The sequence below is a fragment of the Mesotoga sp. genome, from assembly GCF_035363035.1.
Classification (GTDB): Bacteria; Thermotogota; Thermotogae; order Petrotogales; family Kosmotogaceae; genus Mesotoga.
The window spans coordinates 37,200-59,903 of record NZ_DAOSEH010000007.1; the positions used below are offsets into that span (position 1 = coordinate 37,200).

A 22,704-nucleotide genomic window follows, 5' to 3' on the forward strand; every position below is an offset into this window, starting at 1 on the left:
CTCACTCGCTCCCTTCGCTTAGACCTGCCATGATTCGGGCGCTCTTCTTTACGGCCCTGACTATCGAGAGATAACCGGTGCACCTGCATAGGTTGCCCGAAAGCGCCTCTTTTATCTCTTCTTCGTCTGGAGAGGGGTTCTTCAGCAGTAAAGCGTAGGTTGTCATAACCATTCCCGGAGTGCAGTAACCGCACTGTATCGCCCCTTCGTCGATGAAGGACTGCTGTATGGGATGAAGCCTCCCATCTTTTATCAATCCTTCGACGGTGAGGATATCGGCTCCTTCGGCTTCGGCAACCAGGATGAGACAGGATTTCTCCGGCAGGCCGTTCATGATCACTGTGCAGGCGCCACATTCTCCCTCTTCACAACCTCTCTTGAGGCTCGTGAGGCCGTACTCTCGCAGGGCGTGGAGAAGAGTGGTGTTGTCACCGGCCACGAGGGAAACGGACCGGCCGTTCAGATTGAGCTGTATCTTTCTATCTCTCATGATGGTCCTCCCGCTTCCAACTTCTCTACACAGCTTTTTATAGCTCTGCGCGTGAGCTCTTCTATCATCGCCAGACGGTACTCTCTGCTGGCCCTCACGTCAGTAATTGGATCGACGGCTTCGATAGCCAGCTTTGCCGCCGCTTCGACGATACCGTCGTCCATCTTCGTCGCGCCGTTGAGTAGTCTTTCGGCCTCAGTCGCTCTGACAGGACGTGGGGAGACGGCGCAGAATGAGATTCTGAACTCTCTAGTGACGCTCTCAAAAGCCGTGCAACAAACGGCCGCCTGTGCAATGTCCAGGGCTTCGCGACGGCTTATCTTGATGTAACATCCGGCCGACTTCCCCTCAGGCAAAGCGATTTTGATCGCCGTCACTATTTCATCGGCTGCGAGAGCCGTCTTCTTGGGACCGGTTATGAAGTCGCCGATTCTGAGCGTTCTGTCGCCAGAGGGACCGGTGATCTCAACCATCGCCCCGTAGCATAGCAGGGGAGCTATGACGTCTCCCGAAGGAACGGCCGAACACACATTGCCGACAACTGTGGCCCTGTTTCTGATCAGAGGATCGGAATGGGCCATGCAGGCCTGGAACAGTGCCGGCAACTTCTCTCCGACGGCCGGGTTGGAAGCCACCTCGTTCAGTGTTGCCAGAGCCTTTATCTCTATACGTCCGTTCGACAGCCCTATCCCTTTGAGTTGTTCTATCTTCGTGAGATCGATTACACAATCTGGATTCACAAGTGACCTGTGGAGCCAGACAATCAGATCCGTTCCGCCGCTCTTCACCATAGCCCTTCCTCCGGCTTTTTTCAGGATATCCAGAGCCTCGGGTATGGATTGCGGCCGTTCCAGAACGAAGTCGCGCATCTTCATCGCCACGCTTTCAATTGGATTCTATTCCTGTTCGTCGAAAGCTACTATTCTGCTTATGCAGGACTCTCCGCCCACGAATCTCCAGGGGAAGCAACCGATTATCATTCTCCTGTTGAGTATCTGGTCGATTTCTCCGCCGACGTTTTCGGCGTGTATTATGTCGTAGGGGAAGAGAAGCACGTGCATCAACTGGTAGTCGTCCGGCGGGAAGATCTCTTCGAGAGTCTTGCCGTATTTCTTACGGAAATGTGCGTCACACTCCTTCGCCTGAACGGGCATCCAGTCTCTAATCTTTGTGTTCATCGGATGATCGGCCGAACCGCAATCGACGCCGATCCACTTCAACTTCTTCTTCCTGCACCAATCGGCGAACTCTCTAGTTGGCCCGGGATGTTTTATCATATAGCGCACTTCGTCGGCTTCCGGTTGATCGAAGGCATATCTGTGGTATCCCGTGTTGATGATCAGTATGTCCCCTTCCCTCACCTCGACGCGGTCCTCGATATCTTTGGAGGTGTATATCCCGTAATCCTCCGCTATATCTGAGAGATCGACGACGACTCCGGGAGCAACTAGTTCGTTGAGCGGTATGCTCGCAATATCCCGACCGTGAGTACAGAAGTGGAGCGATCCATCCAGGTGTGTTCCTACATGGTTGGAGTGCGTGAGGAGCTGGCCGTTGGCACCGTTCGGCGCGAGCCTCTTGAAGAACTTTATCTGCAAAGGCTCGTAGGTAGGCCAAGGCGGTGTCAGGTGGCTGATAGGTTGCGAGAGTTCGTAGATTCTGATTTTGTCCCAGTTTTTCAATTCCATGAGCGGTTTCCCTCCTTTATAAATATCTGTCGGTGAAAGCGGTTGCAGCCGATACGAATGCCTCGGAAGGCATTCTAACTATGCCGGCACCGACCTGTCCCCTGCCAGCCTCGCGATGGGCGGCTCCGGTATCGAGAATAGGTGTGATGCCGGTCTCCACAACTTTTATGAGATCTATACCCGTCGGGGTTCCTCTGAAATTGAGCGAGGGAATCGTGAAGTTCCTGTTTTCACCCAGACAGATCTCGTACATCTCTCTTGTGTAGTTGATGGCATCCTGAGGCGTACCGCCGACGAACTGGACGATAGCGGGCGCCGCGGCCAGTGCGAAACCTCCGACTCCGTAGGTTTCCATTATCGCACTGTCACCTATATCCCTGTTCACGTCGGCCCTGGTGAATCCCGGGAAAAGCAAAACGTCCGGCAGCGCGGCCTGGCAGGTGAACCACCGCCTTTCCAGACCGGCGATCTGGATCCCGAAATCCGTTCCGTTTCGCGCCATAACGGTCACCATCGTAGAGCCCTCGACAGAACCGACGCCGTCCAGCGAAACCTTCGCCGCGGCCATGCCGGGGTTGAGAAAGAAGTGATCGTTGCCGGCCATGAACCGGATCACCTTCGCCAGAGAGGTGTTGTCGGTGGAGGATTCCACAAGATAAGGCACGAGGGAGCGGATGAACAGGGAGGTCGCGGCCCGGTTCCTGTTGTGCAGTTCGTCACCCATGTGAAGGGCCTGGGAGATAAGGCTTTTGAGATTGATACCTCCGTTCTCCTCAACGTAACGCTCCACGCCCGCCTTGAGCACGGGGAATAGGACCTCTCTCATCCAGTGAAGCCTTTCGATGACCTCTTGGTCAAAGGCGCCCATTCTGAGGACTTTTCCCAGTCCTTCGTTGAGTGTAGCGTAGCTCCTTTTGCCGCTTGAGCCGTCCTCTACAATCCATACGGGCATTCCGGGCGATATTATTCCCGCCATCGGCCCGACGGCGCTGTGGTGATGGCAGGGATCGAACGCCAAGTTTTTTTCCTTCAAGTATTCTATGGCCTTATGGGGTGTGTCGGCCCAGCCTTCGTAGATGACGGCGCCCGTTACGGCGCCCATCATTGGCCCCGACATCCTTTCCAGATCTATGGGGGGTCCTGCGTGGAGTATCGTGTTCTTCTCCATTCCGGGGATAACCTCGCAGGCTATACCGAGATCCACTATATGCGGTTCGGCCTTTTGGAGCCTTTCAAAAGCCGTCTGGTTGGCCTTTTCGATGTCAAACAAAGTTACCACCTCTCAGCTTCTTCAATTTCCCGAGCAGTTCCCTGTCGGCCAACGGGGGCTTCCAATCGACCCTGACGGCAGGTACTTCCCGGGCTTTCAGATCGATGTAGAACTGCTCCATACCCATGTTTATAACTTTCGGACCGTCTTTCAGAAGTTTTTTCATACTCATCTCCGTTCCCTCCCGACCGTGGCCGCAGCAGCGAAAATCGACGCTCTCGCGTTGCTCTCGAAGACTCGAACGCCGGCCTCCTTCAGAATGGCGATCTGTCTCTCCAGACACTGGGGATCGCCGGACGTTCCACACACGTAGGCGACGTAAAGCGGTCCTCTCTTCCTCTCGAGACCCTTTATCGCACCGACCACTTCGGACGACGGGTCCGGCGCGCTGCCGTATCCGAGAACGACATCGAAGAGAACGACCGCGACCGAGGGATCCTCCGACTGCATCTTTAGCTGTCCGGTCCTGAAGGAAGGATCGATCATAGGGTGGAGTTTACCCTGAGTGAATTCATCTTCGCCGTAGTCTATGAAACTGTTTTGAATTGGTTTAAGACTGTCGGGCAACTTCATTCCAATCTTCAGCGGGTTGTTTCCGTAAATCGATTCTAGATATCTCCGGGCAATGCTCTCGGCCTCGTAACAGAGCGTACCACCCGTGAAGAGACCACGCAGGAACCGGCCGGAAGTTTCGCTCTTCCGTCCAAGGGCTTCGATTTTCAAATACTCATTCATCAGATCCTCTCTGGCCTTTCCCGCGTCTTTGCCGTCTAGGAGCGCCACCACGACGGTCGCACACTCCTCAAGACCGGTAGTGTACTTCAGCTGTGGCTCATCCTTGCGGGGCGACTCTCCCATGAAACATGTAACCGACTGTTTCCCGCAGCTTCTCAGGGCCTGGACAAGCTTTTCTCTCACTTCGGTCGAGGGTGGTTTACCTATAACGACCACGACGGAGATCTCGGGATCGTTCGCAAGCGCTTCTATAGCAGTTAGCGAAGAGATGCCACCCACGGCCAACTTAACATCTCTGCCACCCGTTCCAAGACCGTGCTTCACACCTGCTCCGCGCCTGGCGAGCTGGACCATCACTTCTTGCAATCCCGTGCCGGATGCAGAAACTATGCCGACGGGGCCTACCGGGCAGGCGTTTGAAAAGCCCAGCCCTTCGCCGTTTATGACCACCGTTCCGCAGTCAGGACCCATCACTATCAGTCCATTCCGGGAGGCGTACCTCTTAAGCTCTATCTCCTCTTCCAGTGAAACGTTGTCGGAATAGAGCATTACGTTCAAACCTCTTTCGAGGGCCTTCATCGCCTCCGCCGCGGCGTACCTTCCCGGCAGAGAGATCAGCGCGATATCGGCCTCCGGAAGCACAGACAACGCTCCTTCAAGCGTCCTGGGCGTGTATTCGCTCGGCTCCTCACCACCCTTCCACGGGGGCGAGGAGAGATAGGATCTGGCCGTTTCCATCAGTCCGTCGAACAGCTCCCCGGGGCAGTCGATTCCGATTATCAGATCGTCTGGCGAGGCATTCACACCATCCACCTCGAATCCTGCAGTCTTCATTATATGCAAATTAGCCTCAGTTGCCATGTTCAACGTGGCCTCGGCAACGCCTTCAATCTTCTTTAGCTCCTTCGCCACAAGCATGAGAGTCACACTGTCGTAATATTCGCCCTTAACAACCTCTAGCCTCTTCAAGAGATCGACCTCCATTTCTCTCAACTATCTACTCTCGCTCACGAAATCCCTTCGAGTCCAGTAGAGAAACCCGCGAGCCAGGCCCTGCCCGAAAGATGTCCCCACTGGAGAATCCTTCCGGCCGCCGATAAAAGTTCAGACGCTGAACTGCCAGTTAGAGCCTGGCAGAGTTTTTTGCCTCTCTTCCAGATATATCCATTCAAAGCATCTCTTATCATCTGAGCGGAAAACCAGGTCGTTCCGTTTTTTTCCAGCGCCTTTACCAACCGTTCGTTCACCTCTACCCCCGACCATCTGAATGCCGTTACGAGGCCGGTGATGAAATCGTCGCCGGCAGGTGTCGTTCCCGGGCCGAGACCTAGCATCTCTTCGGGATTCTCAAGGTGGTCCAGCAGGCAATCGAGCCGGTCGTCAAGTAAAAAACGCTTCCACTCCCGCCAGAGAGGTTGCCAGAGGGGATTGACAGACTCTGATCCAGGATCGATCGAAGGATCGAACCCAACGCTGGAAAGCTCCGGAGAGATCTTAACAGTTTCACCGGCTTTTAAAAAGGGGAGGGCTTCTATGAGTGCCGCTCTGGGTAGATAATCCGGTTCCCCGGTGATCAGAGAATACCTCCTGTTATTTTCTCCCTCAAAATTGATAGCCTTCGAATAAACGCTGTGGACCTTCATTACTATCATCGTCTTCGGCCAGTCGGAGCTTCGTTCGAAAGGGTACAGAGTGATCATATGACTCCTCTGTTTTTAAACTCCTCTAACTCTTCGAAACTCAAACCAAGTAGTTTCATATATATCTCTCCATTGTGTTCTCCGAGCGATGGGGCCGGTCCACCGATTCCCGCTGGCGTTGCCGAGAACTTTATGGGCACGCCCGGCATCTTAACGTTGAATCCCTTCTGGGGAACGTCCACGATCATTTCGCGCGCAAGTACCTGTGGATCGTTGAAGAGATCGGCGATGTTGTTTATACGACCGGACGGTATGTCGAGTTCCTGGAAGATATCGAGCCAATCTCTGGTGGTTTTCTCTGCAAGGGTGACAGAGATTATCTGTGTGAGTTCCGTTATATTTCTCACGCGCTCTGGATTGGTGGAGAACTTAGGATCTTCGCACAACTCCGGCCGCTCTATCGCCGTACAGAACTTATGCCATATACTGTCGTTTCCGACGGCGATGTTTATCTGACCATCGAGCGTCGCGAACGAAGCGAAGGGTGCGATCGACGGATGGCTGTTGCCGATCGGTTCGGGTATCTTTCCCGTCGCCGAGAATCTGGCGATCGCGTTCTCGAGAACGGCCACCATGCTATCCAGCATCGCGACATCTACCATCTGTCCTTCGCCGGTATTATATCTGTTGTGGAGCGCCGCCAGAATACCGATACAGGCGAAGGTTCCGCAAAAGATATCGGCAATAGAGCTCCCGGTCTTCGTAGGGTGGTCTCTATCGGGACCCGTTATGCTCATCATTCCGCTCAATCCCTGTATTATCAGATCATAAGCCGTTCTCTGGCTCATCGGTCCGGAATGGCCGAAACCTGATGATGCCGTGTAGATAAGCGAGGGGTTGAGTTCCATGAGTCTTTCGTAGGGGAAACCGAGCTTCTTCATCACGCCCGGTTTGAAATTCTCCACCAGCACATCGGCCTTTCCTACGAGTCGCTCGAAGAGCCCCTTTCCCTCGGGAGATTTCAGGTTCAACGTTATACTCTTCTTTCCCCTGTTGATACTCATGAAATAAGCGCTTTCATCCCCTATCATGGGACTGAAAGAGCGGGAATCGTCACCGCCGTCGGGCCGTTCGACCTTCACCACGGTTGCCCCCATATCGCAGAGCAGCATTGTGCAAAAAGGTCCTGCGAGGACTCTTGTTAAATCGAGTACGAACAATCCTTCGAGTGGCTTTGGCAATTTCATCTCCTCCTGAATGGAATGCGTCTGGCCGGTTCGAAGACTGATTTACCCTCTTCGAGAATTCCGGTGTAAGCCTCTGTGTTCCTATCCTGAATATGGTCGAAAGTCTGGTCTCTGTTCGAGCCGGGAATGATCTTTTTTATGGGATCTGGATCCAGTTCGGCATAGGTGAACTCGTCGCAGCCTCCGGCCTGAGAGAGCTTCATGCCTGATGGATGAACGATCATCGAGCAGCCGAAGAAATAAGCCCCGCTGGCATCTCTTCCGACTGAATTGGTGCCTATCCAGTAAACGTGATTATCGTAGGCGCGTGCTCTGTTGGTGAGCTCCCACTGATCGAATGTTCGCAGAAAAGCGGAAGGCCTGCATATCATCTCCGCTCCCTTCAAGGCTGTAACTCTCGCCAGTTCGGGGAAATCACCGTCGTAACAGATTACCACACCTATGTTGCCTATCGGAGTCTCAACCGAGAAGGACTCACTGCCAGGAGTGGTCCATCCGCCTGCCTCCAGTCGTTCCGATGGAAAGGGATGAGTCTTTCGATAGACACCCAACAGACCTTCGGGGCCGACCAGTGCGGCGCTGTTGTAGATCACCGGGAAGACCTCCCCTCTCTCGTATGTTGGAAAGCATATATACATATCCAGTTCTCTGGCCCATTGAACGGCTATGTCGGTCAGCGGGCCGGGAATAGTCGAAACTACCTTCCACAGGTCCTCGACACCGCCGATAGGAGTGAAACCGGTGGTGAAGCTCTCGGGGAGCACCACAAGATCTGCTCCAGAGAACTCTTTACACTTCGTTATCCAGCGACGGGCTCTCGAAAGGTTCTCTTCAACGTTCATCGGTTCAATCGCGAACTGTACGGCAGAAACAACGGTTCTCTTCATATCTACTCCTTTTTCACAAAGAAGTGGGGATATGCCCAATCTATCACATTTTTGTCCCATTTAGAAATATTGGAGAGCAGTGTATTTAATGGTTTTTGACTTTGAGAATTGTATGGTATTGAAAAGTGGCGATTACTCCGCTGAACTGGATTCTTTTGCCTGGATATCTCAACAAAGCCAGTATCGCTTCATAGTGTAAGTCACCGGTGGATTATAGGTACGAGAAAAGATATATAATACAGACTTGTGAGTAATGAGTTTATCAATGGAAGATCTATAACCTTGATTAAAAGCGATTATCATCTTTTCTGCTCTCTTAGCAACAAACTCTTTACATTAAATTCCGATAAAAGATCTCACGTATATTGACAAAGCCGAGTTAATTAGGTAGAATTATATCAAGAAGAACGAGAAGACAGTAAGAACCCTTGCTACCCCAAGAGGAAAACGGTCACTGAAAAGACAGGAGACAGCGCAAAGAACCCTAGTCACCAACGTGCAAGGTCAGTCATCACCCCCCAGATTCTCGATGGATGGACAGGCACGTTGGAACCCCCCTAGAAAATCCCGATTATTGAGCCGCCGCAAGGCGGCTTTTTTTCTTGCGGGAGGCCAATGAAAATGACGAACACGCACTTCCGTTGATATGTTTATCTCTGAGAGTCTTTCAAGCTTTCTACAAAGGGCAGGTCGGCGGGGGAGAAATCGTAAACGTCAAGTTCATGCACACAGATCCAGCGAACTTCAGAATGATCCTTCAGTTCGAACTCCTCAGAGATAAATTCAACACTGAAGGCTTCCAGCCTGATCTTTCCAAACGGGTACTCGTAAATTGAGGTGCCGAAGTGACCCTGAATGTTAATCTCGACCCCGAGTTCTTCTTTTATTTCGCGTTTCAAACATTGTTCCAGACCCTCGCCAGTTTCAGTTTTACCACCGGGAAACTCCCATTTTCCGGGTAATTTTCCCTTATCGAGCCTCCTGGCTATCAGAACCATACCGTTTCTCTGCGCGATTGCGGCCGTCACTACAATCAAAAGATCACTCCCCATTCAAGATTCTTTTGAAATAGATTCTCTCGTGAATCCAACCAGTGGCAGGCGATGATAAAGCCCCTAGACGAAGAGACCGGAAGAAATCGGTTCTTCAAAGATCTGCCGGTTCTCCCATAATTCTTTTCAGCGTGTTCTCATCGAGTATCTTTATCTTTTTCCCGTCCTGGCTGATGATTCCTCCGGAGGTGAATTCCCCGAAAACCCTTGACAGGGAGGGCCTAGCAACACTGAAGGCGTCTGCCAGCTCTTCTCTTGTTATCTTAAGTTCGAACTCCGGGCCGTTCTCCGAGGCTTTCTTCAAAAGAAAATGGGCCAGTTTTTGGCTGATCGTATTCAGCGATAGCAACCATACTTTCTCGGCCAGAGTGGTAAGCCTGTCGCCCATATCACCGAGGAGATTGACCAGGAATCTCTCGTTGTTTCCGCATATGGAGATGATTCCAGTTCTATCCATGTAGAGTATCGTGACGTGATCGATGGCAACTATATCGACCGGCAACCTACTGTAGCTGGCGAAGATGAAACCTGATGCCAGAATCGAGGGAGCCTTGATCCTCTCAATCTGAACGATTTTGCCCGAGAAGTCCTGCATCTGTGCCTTAACTTCACCCAGAAGGAGCACCAGCATTTCCTCGCAGCTACTTCCCTGTTCCTGTATGAGTTCCCCTGGCAGGAATTTGCAGATTCTATGTTTTACCTTAGAAAATATCTCTTCCAGCTGACCCACAGGAATACCGGCAAAGAGGTTGCACCTTCCCAGGTTGTATATCAGAGGATTCAACTACATTCACCACCTTAATCAGTTTCTTCGTCAACATCGATATGGAGAGCCCTTTTTTTCGGTTACAACAAATGAGATGCCTTCCAGACTCTCCTGAGTAGATTATACTTATCGATTGCTGAATATCAACGATTACTGGCCAAAAATCCCTTTCGATTTCTCTTGATTTTAGATATGGCCAAAAGGTATCATATTAAAGTACACTTTGATATCCTAATTTCGCGGGTTGTTTCGGATGGGATTTTCGGGTTTAATTTCCCTGTCCCGTCGTAGTTAATGTACTTTTGTAAATACATTATTTGTGGAGGCTGATTTGAGACTTTTCATCTTCGATGTTGGCGGCGTTGTTGCCGAAAATACCAGCGTAGTTCCCCGCATATGCGATTATCTGGACATTCCTCAGGATAGGTTCATCGAATTGGCAGGCCATGAAAGCATCCAGGCCCTTCAAATGGGAAAGATGACCGAGGAGGCTTTTGCCATACACCTCTCTGAAAAGACAGGCAAAGAAGTACCGGCCAATATCTGGTCGATCTTCTTCAATCCCGTGCCAATTGAAGGCACGGTAAAGACGATCGAGAAGCTGAAGACCAGGTACAGAGTAATAGCCGGAACAAACACCATAGATCCGCACTACAGGATTCATAAAAGCCGAAACGATTACGGCTTGTTTGACGAAGTGTACGCCTCGCACTTGATGGGACTGGCCAAACCCGATCCGGAGTTTTACCGTCATATCCTTTGTGCCGAAAACTGCCCGCCGGAGGAGGCATTTTTCGTCGACGATACATTGAAAAATGTTCTGGCAGCGAGAAATCTGGGTATTATATCATTTCATTTTACAGAACCTTCCGCTCTGGAAGAAAGGCTCAAAGAGTTCCTTTGAGTAAAAATCGAAAGGGGTGTAGAGAATGAAAAGACTCACTGTAATTCTATTTGTTTTGTTGATGCTGGTTATTCCTATCGGCGCGATGGCGAAAACCACCATAACGTGGTGGATCAATCCCTGGAGAATAACGCCCCCAGGATTCCCCGCCGACAAGGCAGCAACCGAAGAGGACTTCCCGAAGTGGGCCGCGGAGGAGTTTATGAGGCTCAATCCGGATGTGGAGATCAAGTACGTCGTTGTAGGCAATACCGAGTACGCGCAGAAGATGGCCGCCGCAATAGCGACGGGAACGCAGCCGGATATCTTCAAAGGACCCGTCTGGGATAACAGGTGGGTAGGGGCAGGCCTTCTCGAGCCGATTGACGACTATCTCAGCCAGGAAGACATCGAAGATTTCTACGAGCTAGCACTGGAAAGCGGATATGTTGACGGGAAGCACTACATCTGGCCGTGGAATCTCGGCACAAATGGAATGGGCACATCGATGCTTCTGTACACTCCCGATTTTGAGAAGGCGGGAATCGACTGGAAGAAGATAGTCGAGGAAGGCTGGACTATGGAGGAGTTCGTCGAGATCGCCAAGAAGCTCACATGGGATTCCGACGGTGACGGCAAGACCGACCATTACGCGATAAGCTTCGGTGCCCAGGATACCCACAATCTTATGAGCTTCATCTACGCCTTCGGCGCGGAACTTATAAAAGAAGACGAGACGAAAGTCGTATTTAACTCCCAGGAAGCGATCGACGGCCTGAAGTTCCTGGTGGATCTGGTTGAAGTTCATGGCGTGGTTCCAAAGGGCGTTGAAGCGATGGGTGTTTACGACGTGATAGGTAACTTCCACTCTCACAGAACCAGTATCGGTTTCGGAGGTCCATACGAAATCGGAAGGATCACCAGATATGTATTATCCGGCCAGCTTGCCGAACAGTTCTATCCGGTCATTGCTCCCTTCCCTCACGTAGAAGGAAAGAAAGGGGCATCTTACGCTTCTGCGAGTGGCTTCGTGGTCTTCAAACAAAAAGACCCGGTGAAGAAGGAAAAAGTAATGGAATTTGCCAAGTTCCTCACCAACAGAGAGAACACGGCGCTTCTCGAGAGCCTTTTGTATCTGACGGCAAGAAAGTCGGTAAATGCCCAACTATTCAAGAGCGATGAATACCTCAACGATCAAACGCAGACCTTTGCGAGAATAATGGATGAAACCGGCATGGAGTTCTTTGGATCGCAGAGTTTTCCGTGGTCGGAGATATCCAAATTCTTCACAAGTGCTATGCAGGGTGCATTTGGATTGACCAAAACCCCGAAGGAAGCCCTCGACGGTTTCGTTACCGAAGCGAACAGGGCTCTGGCTTACTACTATTAATCCAAAGCAATCAGTCAAAGGAACAGCCTCCGCCCCCGTCGGGTCTGGGGCTGTTCCTGTTTGATGGGGTGATGAGTTTTGAAGCAGATTCCGACTAAATCGCTTAAGAAGAAGAACGTGCTAAAAGAAATATGGAAGAATCGATCGGGATATTTCTTCGTTCTACCACATTTTGCTCTGTTTGCGGTTTTCTTTCTGGTGCCCGTGGGCTGGGGCATGTACCTAAGTATGTTCCGACACAATGTTTTCTCACAAACATTCATTTGGTTTGACAATTATAAAAGAATCTTGAGCGACTGGCTTTTTTTGAAGACCTTAAAAAACACCTTCGTTTATACATTCGGAGTAGTGCCTTTGTGGTTGGGAAAAGCTTTGCTGGTGACCGTTTTGATTTATCCATTCCGCAAATCGATACGAACTTTCTTCAAAGCGGCTTTTTATTTGCCCCACGTGACCTCCTCCGTCATAATTTCGATGATCTGGCTCTGGGTGTTTAATCCCAACTTTGGTCTTCTCAACTATCTCATGACTCTGTTAGGGCTGGATCCTGTCATATGGCTGGGCAGGTCACTCACGGCCATGCCCTCTTTGATAATCATGCAGGTGATTATGGGAGGCGGGTCGACCATAGTGCTGCTTTCTGCGGCTATGGCCTCGATTCCCGAGTACTATTTCGAAGCCGCGACGCTTGAAGGGGCGAGCTCCTGGGCAATTTTCAGAAAGATAACGGTTCCCCTACTCAAGCCGACAATCCTCTATGCGCTGGTTATGGGTACCATTGCGAACTTCCAGACGTTCTCCAACATCTACATCATGACCAGTGGGGGCCCCGAGTTTTCAACTACAACTATTGCGTACCTCATCTATGAAACGGCTTTCGAGAATTACAACCTTGGACTGGCCTCGGCGATGTCTATGGTGATGTTCGTGATACTCGTCGTTCTGGGAGTCATACAGTTCAAGTGGCTGGGTTCAAATGTGGAGTATTGAGGTGATTGTCCGTGAAAGCGAAAACTAAAACGAATATAAAAAAGGCAATCTCGCTGTTGATACTGGCCATACTCGCCTCGCTGGCCTTCATTCCACTTTACTGGATGGTGGCAACGGCTTTCACACGGCCGTCGCTCACAATGAAGTTTCCTCCGGATGTGATACCCAAAAACCCGACGCTTCAGAACTTCAAAGATCTCTTCGAGAGGAGCATTATCTTCAGATGGACCTTGAACAGCTTCATAGTGGCCGGTACCGTCACAATAGCGCAGATCTTCGTTTGCGCCATGGCTGGATACTCTCTCGCGAAGAAGCGTTTCCCAGGCAGCAAAGCGCTATTTTCCATCTATATCGCTTCTATGATGATACCGACTCAGGTGACGCTTGTCCCTCTGTACATTCTCATATCCAAGATGGGGATGGTAGATACTTACCAGGCTCTAATTCTGCCTGCGATCGCGGCTCCATTCGGAGTCTTTCTGATGAGGCAGTTCATGGTTTCCGTTCCAACGGAGATAATCGAAGCGGCAAGAATCGACGGTGCCGGCGAATTCAGGACTTTCATCGAGATAATCGTGCCAATATCGAAACCCGCGATGGCCGTGCTTGGCATATTCACTTTCATGGGCCAGTGGAACAGTTTTCTATGGCCTTTGATCGTAACCAACACCACACAGATGAGAACCCTGCAAGCTGGTCTTTCGCTGTTGCAGGAACAGGTGCCAATGCAGTATTCTTATCTCATGGCCAGCGCCACATATTCAGCCATTCCCATGATAATCGTATTTCTCGCGTTCCAGAAATACTTCTTGAAAGGAATTACCGTGGGAGCGATCAAATAGACATGAACCGGGAGTGATGTTTATGCATAAACAGTATTTCATGGTTCCGGAAGGCACTTCGATCGAAATGCTTTCTCCCAAATTCTGGACTCGGAGAATAACGGGCCAGGGTAAGCGATGGCTAAAAGAATCCGAGCTGAGCGCTTTCAACGAAGAGCTGCTGACTAACGCCGAAAGAACTGGTCTGGAGAGGTTCTATCGTAACCTGGAGGAGTTTCCCACCAGGGTTGAGCTGGATTCGATAAGGGCCATGATAGGAGAGACGATTCCGGAAGGCTTTTTCACAAGAACGCTGGTTTCACCCGAAGGGGAAGAGGTACCCGCGGAGATACGTGACGATATTCTGGAAAACGCTACCAATCTTATGAATCAGGATATGGTTCTTCAAATGGGCCTCACAACACGCAGGACACATTTGAGGGCTATGCCGACAGACCTGATCCTGGTCGAGGGGTTTCTGGACAACGATGATCTGCAATTGACTTCGGTGAGCCTGGGCAGTCCATTCGTTGCTCTGGCCAGAAGTCGCGATAAATCCTGGCTCTTCGTACAAACACGGACCTACAGAGGCTGGATCAAGGGTGATCACGTTGCTGTGGCCAAGAACAGGAGCGACGTAATCTATTACTGCAGCGGGGAAGAGTTTTTGCTTGCCTGCGGGAGCAGGGTAGAGATAGAACCCGACCCGTTTCTTCCCGATACATGGGACCTCTTCCTTCAAATGGGTGACAGATTACCCCTGGAGAAGCCTAAAGATGTCGAAAACCCCCATTCCCAGGGCCCTTACGGCTGTTACGCGGTGAAGATCCCATTTCGTAATCGCAAGGGAACTCTGGAATTTAGAACCGGGCTCATCCGGGCGAGTGAGGACGTTAGCAGGGGTTTCATGAAATTGACTACCAAGAACGTACTCAAACAGGCCTTCAAGATGCTCGGCGAAAGATATGGATGGGGCGGCTCCTATAACAGGCGCGACTGCTCGCGGTTCATCCAGGATATATATAAATGTTTCGGCCTGGAACTGCCCAGAGATTCCGGAATTCAGGAAAAGTTGATACCCTCTCCCCGAATCGAGTTTACTGGGAGTGCGGAAGACAGAGAAATGCAGCTAGCCTCTTTGAGACCGGGAAATCCCCTTTATATGCCCGGACACACTATGATCTATTTGGGGCGATGCGACGGCCGCTTCTACGTGATACACGACGGAAGTGGTTACACCGACAGGCATGACAGGCAGGTCTCGGTACACGGGGTTTTTGTTATGGAGCTCTCCCTCAGAACCATTAAGAGCCAAAAAAGCTATATTGAGCTACTCACAAGCGCTCCAGAGATAGATAAGGGACTTTTGAAAAGGTAGCGGAGGCGAGAACTTCGGAAGTTCAGCCGTAAACGATAGAGAGAGATCGTTCAAATTCCTGTCTCTGGAAGGGTTCAACGAGTGGGATGCTGGATGGAAGAAGTCCGGTTGTGTCGCTTATTTTGACAGCCAGTGAGCGAGCCGTGTAAATCGGATTTTCGGTTACTTCCATGAAATATCCGGCCGGTAGGTCCCAGAACACCCAGGGGTCGGGTATGACGTTTTGAATCTGAGATGTCTCTATCTCGACGACAAAGCCTATATCGGGAACGAAGTATCTGTCTATCACCCCTTCGAAACTCTTTCGCGGGTAAACGTACCTCGCTTTCACCACTGCCTTCTCGCACTTCAACCGATAGGCCATTTCATGAAGGATCTCTATGGAGATTTCCCGTTCGCTCTCCTCTCTGACCATTCCGAACCCGGTCTTCACGGTTTCGATCATTCTGGAGCTCTCGGGAGAAACGGCAAGCCGGAGTCTCCTGGTGTCGGGCGGACTCAGATACCACTGTATAATGAGGAGACAGACTTCCGCCTTCTCGAAAGTTGAATCGTTCATACTTCCACTGTAAAGGAACTTTCGTTCAATCTCTAGCATTTTGCGACCTCTCTTCGACGAAGTTTTCTTAAGCAATTCTACTACGCTTTGCTTGTTGCGACTTTCCACTTACTGTGTTAGTATCAACCGAATCGCAAATAATGGAGGTTTACGATGGAAGAAAGAGATGAACTGGAACTGCACAACTGTGAAGACTGCTGCGACGGAGACTGCGACTGCAACCACGAAATTGAGCCCGAAAGATTCTCCGTAACTGATGAAGATGGTATTGAACACCATTTCGAGATAATTTACGAATTGGAAAACGATGGCAAGTTCTACTGGATAACCCAGGAGTTCTTCGAAGGCGAAGATGGGGAACCCATAGAGGATGAGAACGAATCGGAATACGTTGTTTTCAGAGCGGAGTACAGTGAGGATGACGATCCGGTGCTTTATTCGGTAGAAGACGAAGAATTCGAGAAGGTGAGTGTCGCCTGGAACAAAATAGTCGAAGAGATGCTCGCCCAGGCGGACGACACAGAAGAGGAAGAATAAGAGAGGGGACCCCGGGTCCCCTTTTTTGTTATAATCTCTTGTGGGGGTGATCCGATGATTCTCGCTCTGGGTATCTTTGCACCAGAAGTGAAACCTATTATAGACCAGATGCTTATTATCGAATCAGGAGAGATTCTTGGAAGGAGTTATAGCAGGGGTGTCATAGGTAACAACGAAGTCGTTGCCTGCAGCGGCTTCGTGGGAAAGGTGGAAACCGCCTTCATGACCCAAAAGCTGATAGACCATTTTCGACCCAGGCTGGTCATGCTTCTCTCCGGAGCGGCCGCTCTTGATCAGTCTCTAAAGCCGGGCGACCTGGTGATAGGCACGGAGTTTGAAGAGTACGACACCGTCTTCCCTCTTAGCCACGGAAAAATGGTCATAAAGGCACCGGATAATCTGGTTATGAGGTTTTTGAAGATTTATTTCAAGGACTGGAGGTTCGGCAAGATCGTCTCGGGCGACGGCGTAGTTTACAGCGTCGAAGAGAGAGATAAGATAGCGAGCTCCCACAGAGCACTGGCTCTGGATATGGATTCGGCAGCCTTCGCCAAGATGGCTAACGAGAACAACCAGAGTTACGTTGTGATAAAGACCATTCTCGATATGGCCGACGAAAACACACAGAGTGATTTCGACAGGAACTTTCCGCTTTTCTGCGGAAAACCTGCCCGGCTGATGGTAGAGATGATGAAAACCCATTACATAGATAGATAGGGAGTGTGGATTATGGAATGTGTGTTCTGTAAGATCGCTGGCGGTCATATAAAGAGCGCCCTCGTTTCCGTAAACGAAGATTTCGTAGCCTTCGACGATATAAATCCCGTAGCTTCCTGCCATGTTCTAGTGGTTCCGAAGAGGCACATAAAAAGTATCAAAGAGCTGTCTGGCTTTTCCGGTCAAGCGCTCAAGAATCTGCTCGATATTATAGATATCGTCGCCGACGAAAAAGGTGTCAAGGAGACGGGTTACAGGGTGATCGTCAATCAAGGAAGCGATGCCGGTCAGGAAGTGGAGCATCTTCACTTTCACGTTATCGGCGGAAGGAAACTCGGAAGACTGGGATGAAAGAAGGCTTTGAGCACTATTACACTGATCAAAAACAACCGCCGAGAACGATCAAGACAGTGAAGTTCGATCTCAAAAACGGTCATCAGTACATCTTCAAGAGCCCCGAAGGCGTGTTTGCCTATGGCAAAGTCGATCGGGCATCGACGATACTGGTCGAAAACTGCGTTGTTTCCGCCCAGGACCGCGTGCTGGATATAGGTAGCGGTTTCGGGATGGTCGGAATTACCTTGAAGCGCGAATACCCGGATATATCTCTCTTCATGAGCGACGTAAACACCAGAGCGGTCACCTTCAGCAAGATCAACGCCAGAGATAACAACGTTCAGGCCGATGTGAGAAAGGGTGATCTTTACGAACCATGGAAAGACATGGAATTCGATGTAATCCTTTCCAATCCACCCATGGCAGCCGGAAAATCGGTTTGGGAGAAGATCGTTCTGGAGGCACCGACATATCTCGCGCTGGGTGGAAGTCTGCAGGTAGTCGCCTTTCATAACAAAGGCGGATCGCGCATCGAGGGGATAATGAGGCAAGTCTTCGGCAACTGTACCGCTCTGGTGAAGTCCGGTGGTATCCGTGTCTATCTCTCCAGAAAAGCGTGAAATTCTCTCTCTGAGGGGAGTATCCATCTCCTTCCGTGGTAATCGGGTGATTTCAAACGTATCTCTTGTTCTTCATCAGGGTGAGTCACTCGCTATCATAGGCCTCAACGGTTCGGGGAAGACATCTCTTCTCAGATCCATAGCCGGGATATTAGAGGAAGTCTCGGGCGAGATCCGCGTCGATGGCAGAATCGGGATGGTTTTCCAGGACCCGGGCCTATCGCTCTTCGGTACAACCGTAGAAGAAAACCTTTTGTTCTCGCTCAGCGGTTGCGAAGATAACGGAGAAATAATCTCTTCGAAGATCGAAACCTCTCTTCAAAGATACTCTATAGTGGAGTTGAGAAAGAGGGATATACTTTCGCTCTCCGGTGGAGAGCGCCAGCGTGTTGCTCTGGCGGCCGCTACCGTTATCTCACCGGACCTCTTGCTTATCGACGAGCCTTTCTCGATGCTGGACAGGCTCGAGATAAAGAATATGCTCGATATCCTGCACACTTTGACGGAGAGAGGTACTTCAATAGTGCTGAGTACCAACAGGTTCTCCGATCTCTCGGTCTTTGACCGCTTTCTCGTACTTGGAAACGGTTCGATGGTCTTCTACGGAAACTGGGAGCTGCTTAAAAAGAATCGTGAGATCTTCACGCTGGCCGGCATGCCGGTGCCATTCGAACTGGAGCTCTCATGTTGAAAATCAAAAACCTTTCCTTTGCCTATCCCTCGAGAAGGTCCGAGCTGGTAGAGGTCATATCGGATATCTCCTTCGAAGCAAATGAAGGTTCGCTTGTTCTTCTTACAGGATCGAGCGGCTCGGGAAAAACGACTCTCCTGAAGCTTCTTTGCGGTCTTCTGAAAGCGCAATCAGGTGAAGTAACCCTCGACGACGAGAGTGTGGAAAGACGTGCAACGATGGTTTTCCAGTCTCCCGAAGAGTCACTCTTCAATGCCACCGTCAGGGAGGAGATTATTTTCGCCTTCAAAGAGAGCTGCTATCCTGACGTTGAAGACCGGTACAGAGATATCATGAGCAGTTGCGGACTAGATCACGAGAAGTATTCATCGCGTTCTCCGCTCAGCCTTTCCGGTGGTGAACAACGGCGAGTAGGACTTGCGGCGATGCTCGGCCTTTCGAAGAAGCTCCTCCTTCTCGATGAACCGGCCGCCGGGCTAGACGAGCCTGGAATTGAAAACGTACGAAAAATCGTCGTGTCCGAGCGTGCCGCCGGCAGAATAATCTTTATCGCAACACACAATTTAATGGATTTTCTCGATCTTGCAACCCACGTTGCGACTCTAGACAGGGGAAGGTTGAAATATTTCGTTACAATAGACGGGTATATTCTTGAAAAGGTCCGTGCCGAAGATCTAGAACTCAAAGGGAAGTTGATGGTCGATTACTATCGCAATTTTGGTCGCTTTCCCGGTGACGAGGAGCTTTTATCCTATTGGAGGGGTGAAATGAATTGCTAAACATCTCTGTGATCGTCAACACTCTGGCCGTTATCGCTGGTTCGCTCCTGGGAATCTTCGGTGGAAAGCTTGTCAAAGAAAGCTACAGGAAGGTTTTCTTCAACGTGATCGGGTTGCTGACCATGGCACTGGGAATAGAGATGTTTCTCGATACCAGCAGCGTATTGGTGGTCCTCGGAAGCCTCATAGTCGGAGGAGCCATCGGCCAGGCTCTGGATATAGAGGAAAAGATTGGAAAACTCACGGGAAAGAAAAGTGACGATGAGAATTTCGTGAAAGGCTTCATAACTGCTTCCGTGCTCTTCGTTGCCGGTCCCATGACTGTGATAGGTTCTTTGAAAGCCGGTTTGAGCGGTGAAAATGAACTCATCTTCATAAAGTCGTTGATGGACGGTATCTCTTCGATAATGCTCGCGGCTGCTATGGGCAGAGGCGTACTACTCTCGGCCGGAGCGGTATATGTTGTACAGGGTTCTCTGGTTTCCCTGGCCGGTCTTCTCTCCTTTCTCCAGGGTCCGATCTATCTGGGCGATTTTTCGGGAGTCGGAGGCCTGATGTTGCTGGGGCTGGGGTTGAGGTTGCTCGAAATAAAAGAAATCAGGGTCGGCAATTTCCTCCCGGCCCTGATAGTATCTCCTCTACTTACATGGGTTTCGACGCTTTTCACCTGAAGACTTCGAGCTCTCTCTCCAGGTTGAACTCCTTCGAATCTTTCACTGGAACCACGCCCTCCTTCAGAACGGCGTGCAATTCACTGTAAGAGGGTTTGTCTCTGGTGTATATGATGCCCATCGGAATGCGCTCTCCCCATTCCAGAGACTTTTCGAAAGCTCTCGCCTTGTTGCCGGGATCGTACGATGGGTTCTCTTCTTTGACGTCGTACAGACGGTTTTTGTAATATTTGAAAGTGTTCACCTTGTTGAAAGTCACGCAGGGTTGCATTATATCGACCACCGAAAAGCCCCTGTGCTTGATCGCGGCTGTGACTATTCTCTTGAAATGCTCGCTGTCGCCAATAAAGGTTCTGCCGACGAACGTCGCATCCATTGTGATCGCAAGCGCCAGGGGGTTGAGCGGTTCGTTTATCACACCCTGTAACTGGGAACTCGTGACCTGACCCTTCTGAGTCGTAGGAGAGCCCTGCCCCTTGGTGAGACCGTAGATCTGATTGTCGTGAATGAGGACGGTGATGTCTATGTTTCTCCTTATGCCGTGAATGAAGTGGTTTCCACCCTCGCCGTACATATCTCCGTCGCCTGATTCGGCAACGACCGTGAGTCGCGGATTGACGGCCTTTATCGCGAAGGCCACCGGTAAGCTCCTGCCATGAAGACCGTTGAAGAAGTTCATTTCGAGATAGTGTGGCATCTTTGCGGCCTGGCCGATTCCCGAAACCATAACGAAGAGCTCTTTAGGGATTTTCAATTCATCCAGCGTTTCGATCAGATTCTTTCTGAGGGGAAAGTTCCCGCAACCGGGGCACCATGCAGGTTCACACTCTCTGAAATATGTCATGACAGCCCCTCCCTTTCTATCTCTTTCGCTATCCAGGCGGCGTTTATCGGTCTGCCGTCGTACCTTCCCATGTGTTTCACCTCTAGTCCGGTGATCGATTTTAGAAGCGTGGCGAACTGGCCGGTGAAGTTCCCTTCCACCGTAACGACCTTTTTACCGCGTAGGAGATTCGCCACGGAGGCATCGAGGGGAAACACTTCGTTGTAATGTATATAACCCACGCCCTTTCTGCTCCTGGCGAACTCGTCAATCGCACCCCAGCTGTCGCCCCAGCCGACCAGAACGAGCGGGGCATCGAGGTTGAACTTCAGAGGTTCGGAGAGTTCACGAACAAGGTCATCTAGCTTTTTCATCCGTTTCTCAACCATCTCTTTGCGTATTTTCAGATCTTCGGTTATATGACCGTATTCATCGTGTTCGTCGGAATCGACCTTCACCAGCGCTTTACCGCCGGGTATGGCTCTTGGAGATACGCCGTTTGAAGTGAGGATGTATCTTTTGTAATTCTCCTCGCCATCGACAATCGCTCTTTCCAGGTATTCTTCTATGTACGTCGGTTTCTCTATTGTCGCGGATGAATCCGTCAGACATTGACTCAGAAGTATGATGACGGGTATCTGGTACTTATCGGCTATGTAGAAGGCCTTCTGTGTGATCTCGAAGGCGTCCCGGGCAGTTCTCGGAGCGACCACATATTTCGGGAATTCGCCGTGGCCCGCGTGAATCACGAAGTGGAGATCTTCCTGCGCGGTTCTCGTGGGCAGTCCGGTCGCCGGAGCCGGGCGCTGAGCATCTACTATCACAAGCGGGGTTTCCGTCATCGCAGCCAGCGAAACACCTTCCTGCATCAGGGCGAACCCCCCTCCGGAAGTTGTTACGAGAGATCTGGCACCGGCGAAGGAAGCGCCCACGGCCATGTTCACGGCTGCAATTTCGTCTTCGGCCTGTTCCACTACTATCGAGTGTTTCAAGGCGTTCGAAGCCAGGAAAGTCATCACTCCCGTTCCCGGAGTCATGGGGTAGGCTGCCAGGAACTTGCAACCTGCCGCTATGGCACCCAGACCGGTCCCTTCTGTCCCGTTCATGAGAAAGTATTCTCTGGCGAGGGGCTGGAAGGCTGGCACTTCCACGGGCAGGGCTATTTCGTAGCCCTTGCTCAGAGCCAGCAGGTTAGCCCTGGTCACCTCTTCTTTACCCTCGAAAGCCTCCCTCACAAGCTTCTCAGGGATCTCTCTCCTCACTCTGAAAAGGCTCAAAAGCGCTCCTAGAGAGACCACATTCTGTGCGCGCGGCTCTCCGGCTTCTTTCGCGACCTTTTTGAAGGGGAATTTGACTTCCCTGAAGGGTATCCCCGCCTCTTCGTGGGTGACATGTTCAGAATCGGAATCAAAGACCAGCACGGTTTCATCGTGGAAATACTCTATCTGGCTCAAAGTGGTACTTTTGCTCAAAGAGACCACAAGATCGAATTCCTGTCGCATCGAATAGAGGGGCATCCCGGATATCCTTATGCGATATACATACTCTCCACCCCTGATTCTTGAATGATAACTCTTGTCCGTGAAGACGCAGTAGCCATTCCTGAAAAGGCTCAGGGCAAGCATATCTCCTATGGTGTTTATACCCTGGCCCGCTTCTCCAGATATAGCAATCACATAGTCTTTCAAGTTGACACCTCCAGGGCGTTCGAAACTCCTGACTAATAAAAAAGCG

The 22,704-nt window shown here is 50.8% G+C and carries 26 protein-coding genes; 12 read left to right on the top strand and 14 right to left on the bottom strand.

Annotated features, from left to right (window positions below; genetic code table 11):
• Position 1: 1 nt before the first annotated feature.
• The 11 genes from PKX57_RS02445 to PKX57_RS02495 form a co-directional block, all read right to left on the bottom strand.
• Complete coding sequence (locus tag PKX57_RS02445) at positions 2 to 490, bottom strand: 2Fe-2S iron-sulfur cluster-binding protein (protein ID WP_213920260.1); 489 nt, start codon at positions 488 to 490, stop codon at positions 2 to 4.
• Entirely contained in the window at positions 487 to 1,365 is an 879-nt protein-coding gene (locus tag PKX57_RS02450) for an FAD binding domain-containing protein (RefSeq protein ID WP_472414626.1), read from the bottom strand. Before PKX57_RS02450 ends, PKX57_RS02445 begins: the two co-directional genes overlap by 4 nt.
• Positions 1,366 to 1,386: 21 nt before the next feature.
• Entirely contained in the window at positions 1,387 to 2,178 is a 792-nt protein-coding gene (locus PKX57_RS02455; protein ID WP_213920261.1) for a cyclase family protein, read from the bottom strand.
• Positions 2,179 to 2,194: 16 nt separating this feature from the next.
• Positions 2,195 to 3,457 carry an oxamate carbamoyltransferase subunit AllG family protein gene (locus tag PKX57_RS02460; RefSeq protein WP_213920262.1) on the bottom strand — a complete coding sequence of 421 codons (1,263 nt, stop codon included), beginning with the start codon at positions 3,455 to 3,457 and terminating at the stop codon, positions 2,195 to 2,197.
• On the bottom strand, positions 3,441 to 3,620 hold the full coding sequence (locus tag PKX57_RS02465; RefSeq protein ID WP_213920263.1) for a hypothetical protein: 180 nt from the start codon (positions 3,618 to 3,620) through the stop codon (positions 3,441 to 3,443). Before PKX57_RS02465 ends, PKX57_RS02460 begins: the two co-directional genes overlap by 17 nt.
• The gene (gene fdrA, locus PKX57_RS02470) at positions 3,617 to 5,152 is read right to left on the bottom strand and encodes an acyl-CoA synthetase FdrA (RefSeq protein WP_472415949.1); all 1,536 of its coding nucleotides are present in this window, start codon (positions 5,150 to 5,152) and stop codon (positions 3,617 to 3,619) included. Before fdrA ends, PKX57_RS02465 begins: the two co-directional genes overlap by 4 nt.
• 38 nt (positions 5,153 to 5,190) lie before the next feature.
• Positions 5,191 to 5,883, bottom strand: a complete 693-nt coding sequence (locus PKX57_RS02475) for an oxamate carbamoyltransferase subunit AllH family protein (RefSeq protein ID WP_213920265.1) — start codon at positions 5,881 to 5,883, stop codon at positions 5,191 to 5,193.
• Positions 5,880 to 7,070 carry a CoA transferase gene (locus PKX57_RS02480; RefSeq protein WP_213920266.1) on the bottom strand — a complete coding sequence of 397 codons (1,191 nt, stop codon included), beginning with the start codon at positions 7,068 to 7,070 and terminating at the stop codon, positions 5,880 to 5,882. Before PKX57_RS02480 ends, PKX57_RS02475 begins: the two co-directional genes overlap by 4 nt.
• Complete coding sequence (locus PKX57_RS02485) at positions 7,067 to 7,957, bottom strand: nitrilase-related carbon-nitrogen hydrolase (protein ID WP_213920267.1); 891 nt, start codon at positions 7,955 to 7,957, stop codon at positions 7,067 to 7,069. The genes PKX57_RS02480 and PKX57_RS02485 overlap by 4 nt, the downstream gene beginning before the upstream one ends.
• 650 nt (positions 7,958 to 8,607) lie before the next feature.
• Entirely contained in the window at positions 8,608 to 9,009 is a 402-nt protein-coding gene (locus tag PKX57_RS02490; protein ID WP_470745102.1) for a (deoxy)nucleoside triphosphate pyrophosphohydrolase, read from the bottom strand.
• Positions 9,010 to 9,103: 94 nt separating this feature from the next.
• Positions 9,104 to 9,793 carry a helix-turn-helix domain-containing protein gene (locus PKX57_RS02495; protein WP_213920269.1) on the bottom strand — a complete coding sequence of 230 codons (690 nt, stop codon included), beginning with the start codon at positions 9,791 to 9,793 and terminating at the stop codon, positions 9,104 to 9,106.
• 313 nt (positions 9,794 to 10,106) lie between these two features.
• Here PKX57_RS02495 and PKX57_RS02500 point away from each other — a divergent pair, with 313 nt between their 5' ends.
• From PKX57_RS02500 to PKX57_RS02520, 5 genes are all read left to right on the top strand, one after another.
• A complete protein-coding gene (locus PKX57_RS02500; RefSeq protein ID WP_470745101.1) occupies positions 10,107 to 10,679 on the top strand; it encodes an HAD family hydrolase in 573 nt (190 codons plus the stop codon).
• Between the two features lie 25 nt (positions 10,680 to 10,704).
• Entirely contained in the window at positions 10,705 to 12,048 is a 1,344-nt protein-coding gene (locus tag PKX57_RS02505; RefSeq protein ID WP_213920271.1) for an extracellular solute-binding protein, read from the top strand.
• A gap of 354 nt (positions 12,049 to 12,402) precedes the next feature.
• A complete protein-coding gene (locus PKX57_RS02510) occupies positions 12,403 to 13,038 on the top strand; it encodes a carbohydrate ABC transporter permease (protein ID WP_470745100.1) in 636 nt (211 codons plus the stop codon).
• Positions 13,039 to 13,049: 11 nt separating this feature from the next.
• A complete protein-coding gene (locus PKX57_RS02515; RefSeq protein WP_470745099.1) occupies positions 13,050 to 13,880 on the top strand; it encodes a carbohydrate ABC transporter permease in 831 nt (276 codons plus the stop codon).
• Positions 13,881 to 13,902: 22 nt separating this feature from the next.
• The gene (locus PKX57_RS02520; RefSeq protein ID WP_470745098.1) at positions 13,903 to 15,237 is read left to right on the top strand and encodes an NlpC/P60 family protein; all 1,335 of its coding nucleotides are present in this window, start codon (positions 13,903 to 13,905) and stop codon (positions 15,235 to 15,237) included.
• A gap of 22 nt (positions 15,238 to 15,259) precedes the next feature.
• Here the strand turns inward: PKX57_RS02520 and PKX57_RS02525 are convergent, their stop codons facing one another.
• On the bottom strand, positions 15,260 to 15,835 hold the full coding sequence (locus tag PKX57_RS02525; protein ID WP_213920275.1) for a hypothetical protein: 576 nt from the start codon (positions 15,833 to 15,835) through the stop codon (positions 15,260 to 15,262).
• A 114-nt stretch (positions 15,836 to 15,949) separates the two neighbouring features.
• On the opposite strand from PKX57_RS02525, the gene PKX57_RS02530 reads away from it, so the two are divergent.
• Genes PKX57_RS02530 through PKX57_RS02560 form a run of 7 tightly spaced genes read left to right on the top strand, consistent with a single transcriptional unit; the run spans position 15,950 to position 20,147 of the window.
• Positions 15,950 to 16,333, top strand: coding sequence for a DUF1292 domain-containing protein (locus PKX57_RS02530; RefSeq protein ID WP_213920276.1), 384 nt, complete (start codon positions 15,950 to 15,952; stop codon positions 16,331 to 16,333).
• Positions 16,334 to 16,387: 54 nt separating this feature from the next.
• Positions 16,388 to 17,050 carry a phosphorylase family protein gene (locus PKX57_RS02535; RefSeq protein WP_213920277.1) on the top strand — a complete coding sequence of 221 codons (663 nt, stop codon included), beginning with the start codon at positions 16,388 to 16,390 and terminating at the stop codon, positions 17,048 to 17,050.
• A gap of 12 nt (positions 17,051 to 17,062) precedes the next feature.
• Entirely contained in the window at positions 17,063 to 17,401 is a 339-nt protein-coding gene (locus PKX57_RS02540; protein ID WP_213920278.1) for an HIT domain-containing protein, read from the top strand.
• Positions 17,398 to 18,006: a methyltransferase gene (locus tag PKX57_RS02545; protein WP_213920279.1), complete on the top strand. Its 609-nt coding sequence runs from the start codon at positions 17,398 to 17,400 to the stop codon at positions 18,004 to 18,006. Before PKX57_RS02540 ends, PKX57_RS02545 begins: the two co-directional genes overlap by 4 nt.
• Positions 18,007 to 18,052: 46 nt before the next feature.
• Positions 18,053 to 18,697, top strand: coding sequence for an ATP-binding cassette domain-containing protein (locus PKX57_RS02550; RefSeq protein ID WP_213920280.1), 645 nt, complete (start codon positions 18,053 to 18,055; stop codon positions 18,695 to 18,697).
• Positions 18,694 to 19,476: an ATP-binding cassette domain-containing protein gene (locus PKX57_RS02555; RefSeq protein WP_213920281.1), complete on the top strand. Its 783-nt coding sequence runs from the start codon at positions 18,694 to 18,696 to the stop codon at positions 19,474 to 19,476. The genes PKX57_RS02550 and PKX57_RS02555 overlap by 4 nt, the downstream gene beginning before the upstream one ends.
• A complete protein-coding gene (locus PKX57_RS02560) occupies positions 19,470 to 20,147 on the top strand; it encodes a DUF554 family protein (RefSeq protein WP_213920282.1) in 678 nt (225 codons plus the stop codon). Before PKX57_RS02555 ends, PKX57_RS02560 begins: the two co-directional genes overlap by 7 nt.
• On the opposite strand, the gene PKX57_RS02565 is transcribed toward PKX57_RS02560, so the two are convergent.
• A complete protein-coding gene (locus tag PKX57_RS02565; RefSeq protein WP_213920283.1) occupies positions 20,140 to 20,991 on the bottom strand; it encodes a thiamine pyrophosphate-dependent enzyme in 852 nt (283 codons plus the stop codon). The two genes, PKX57_RS02560 and PKX57_RS02565, sit on opposite strands and share 8 nt — an antisense overlap.
• Entirely contained in the window at positions 20,988 to 22,658 is a 1,671-nt protein-coding gene (locus tag PKX57_RS02570) for a 2-oxoacid:acceptor oxidoreductase subunit alpha (RefSeq protein ID WP_213920284.1), read from the bottom strand. Before PKX57_RS02570 ends, PKX57_RS02565 begins: the two co-directional genes overlap by 4 nt.
• Positions 22,659 to 22,704: the final 46 nt, after the last annotated feature.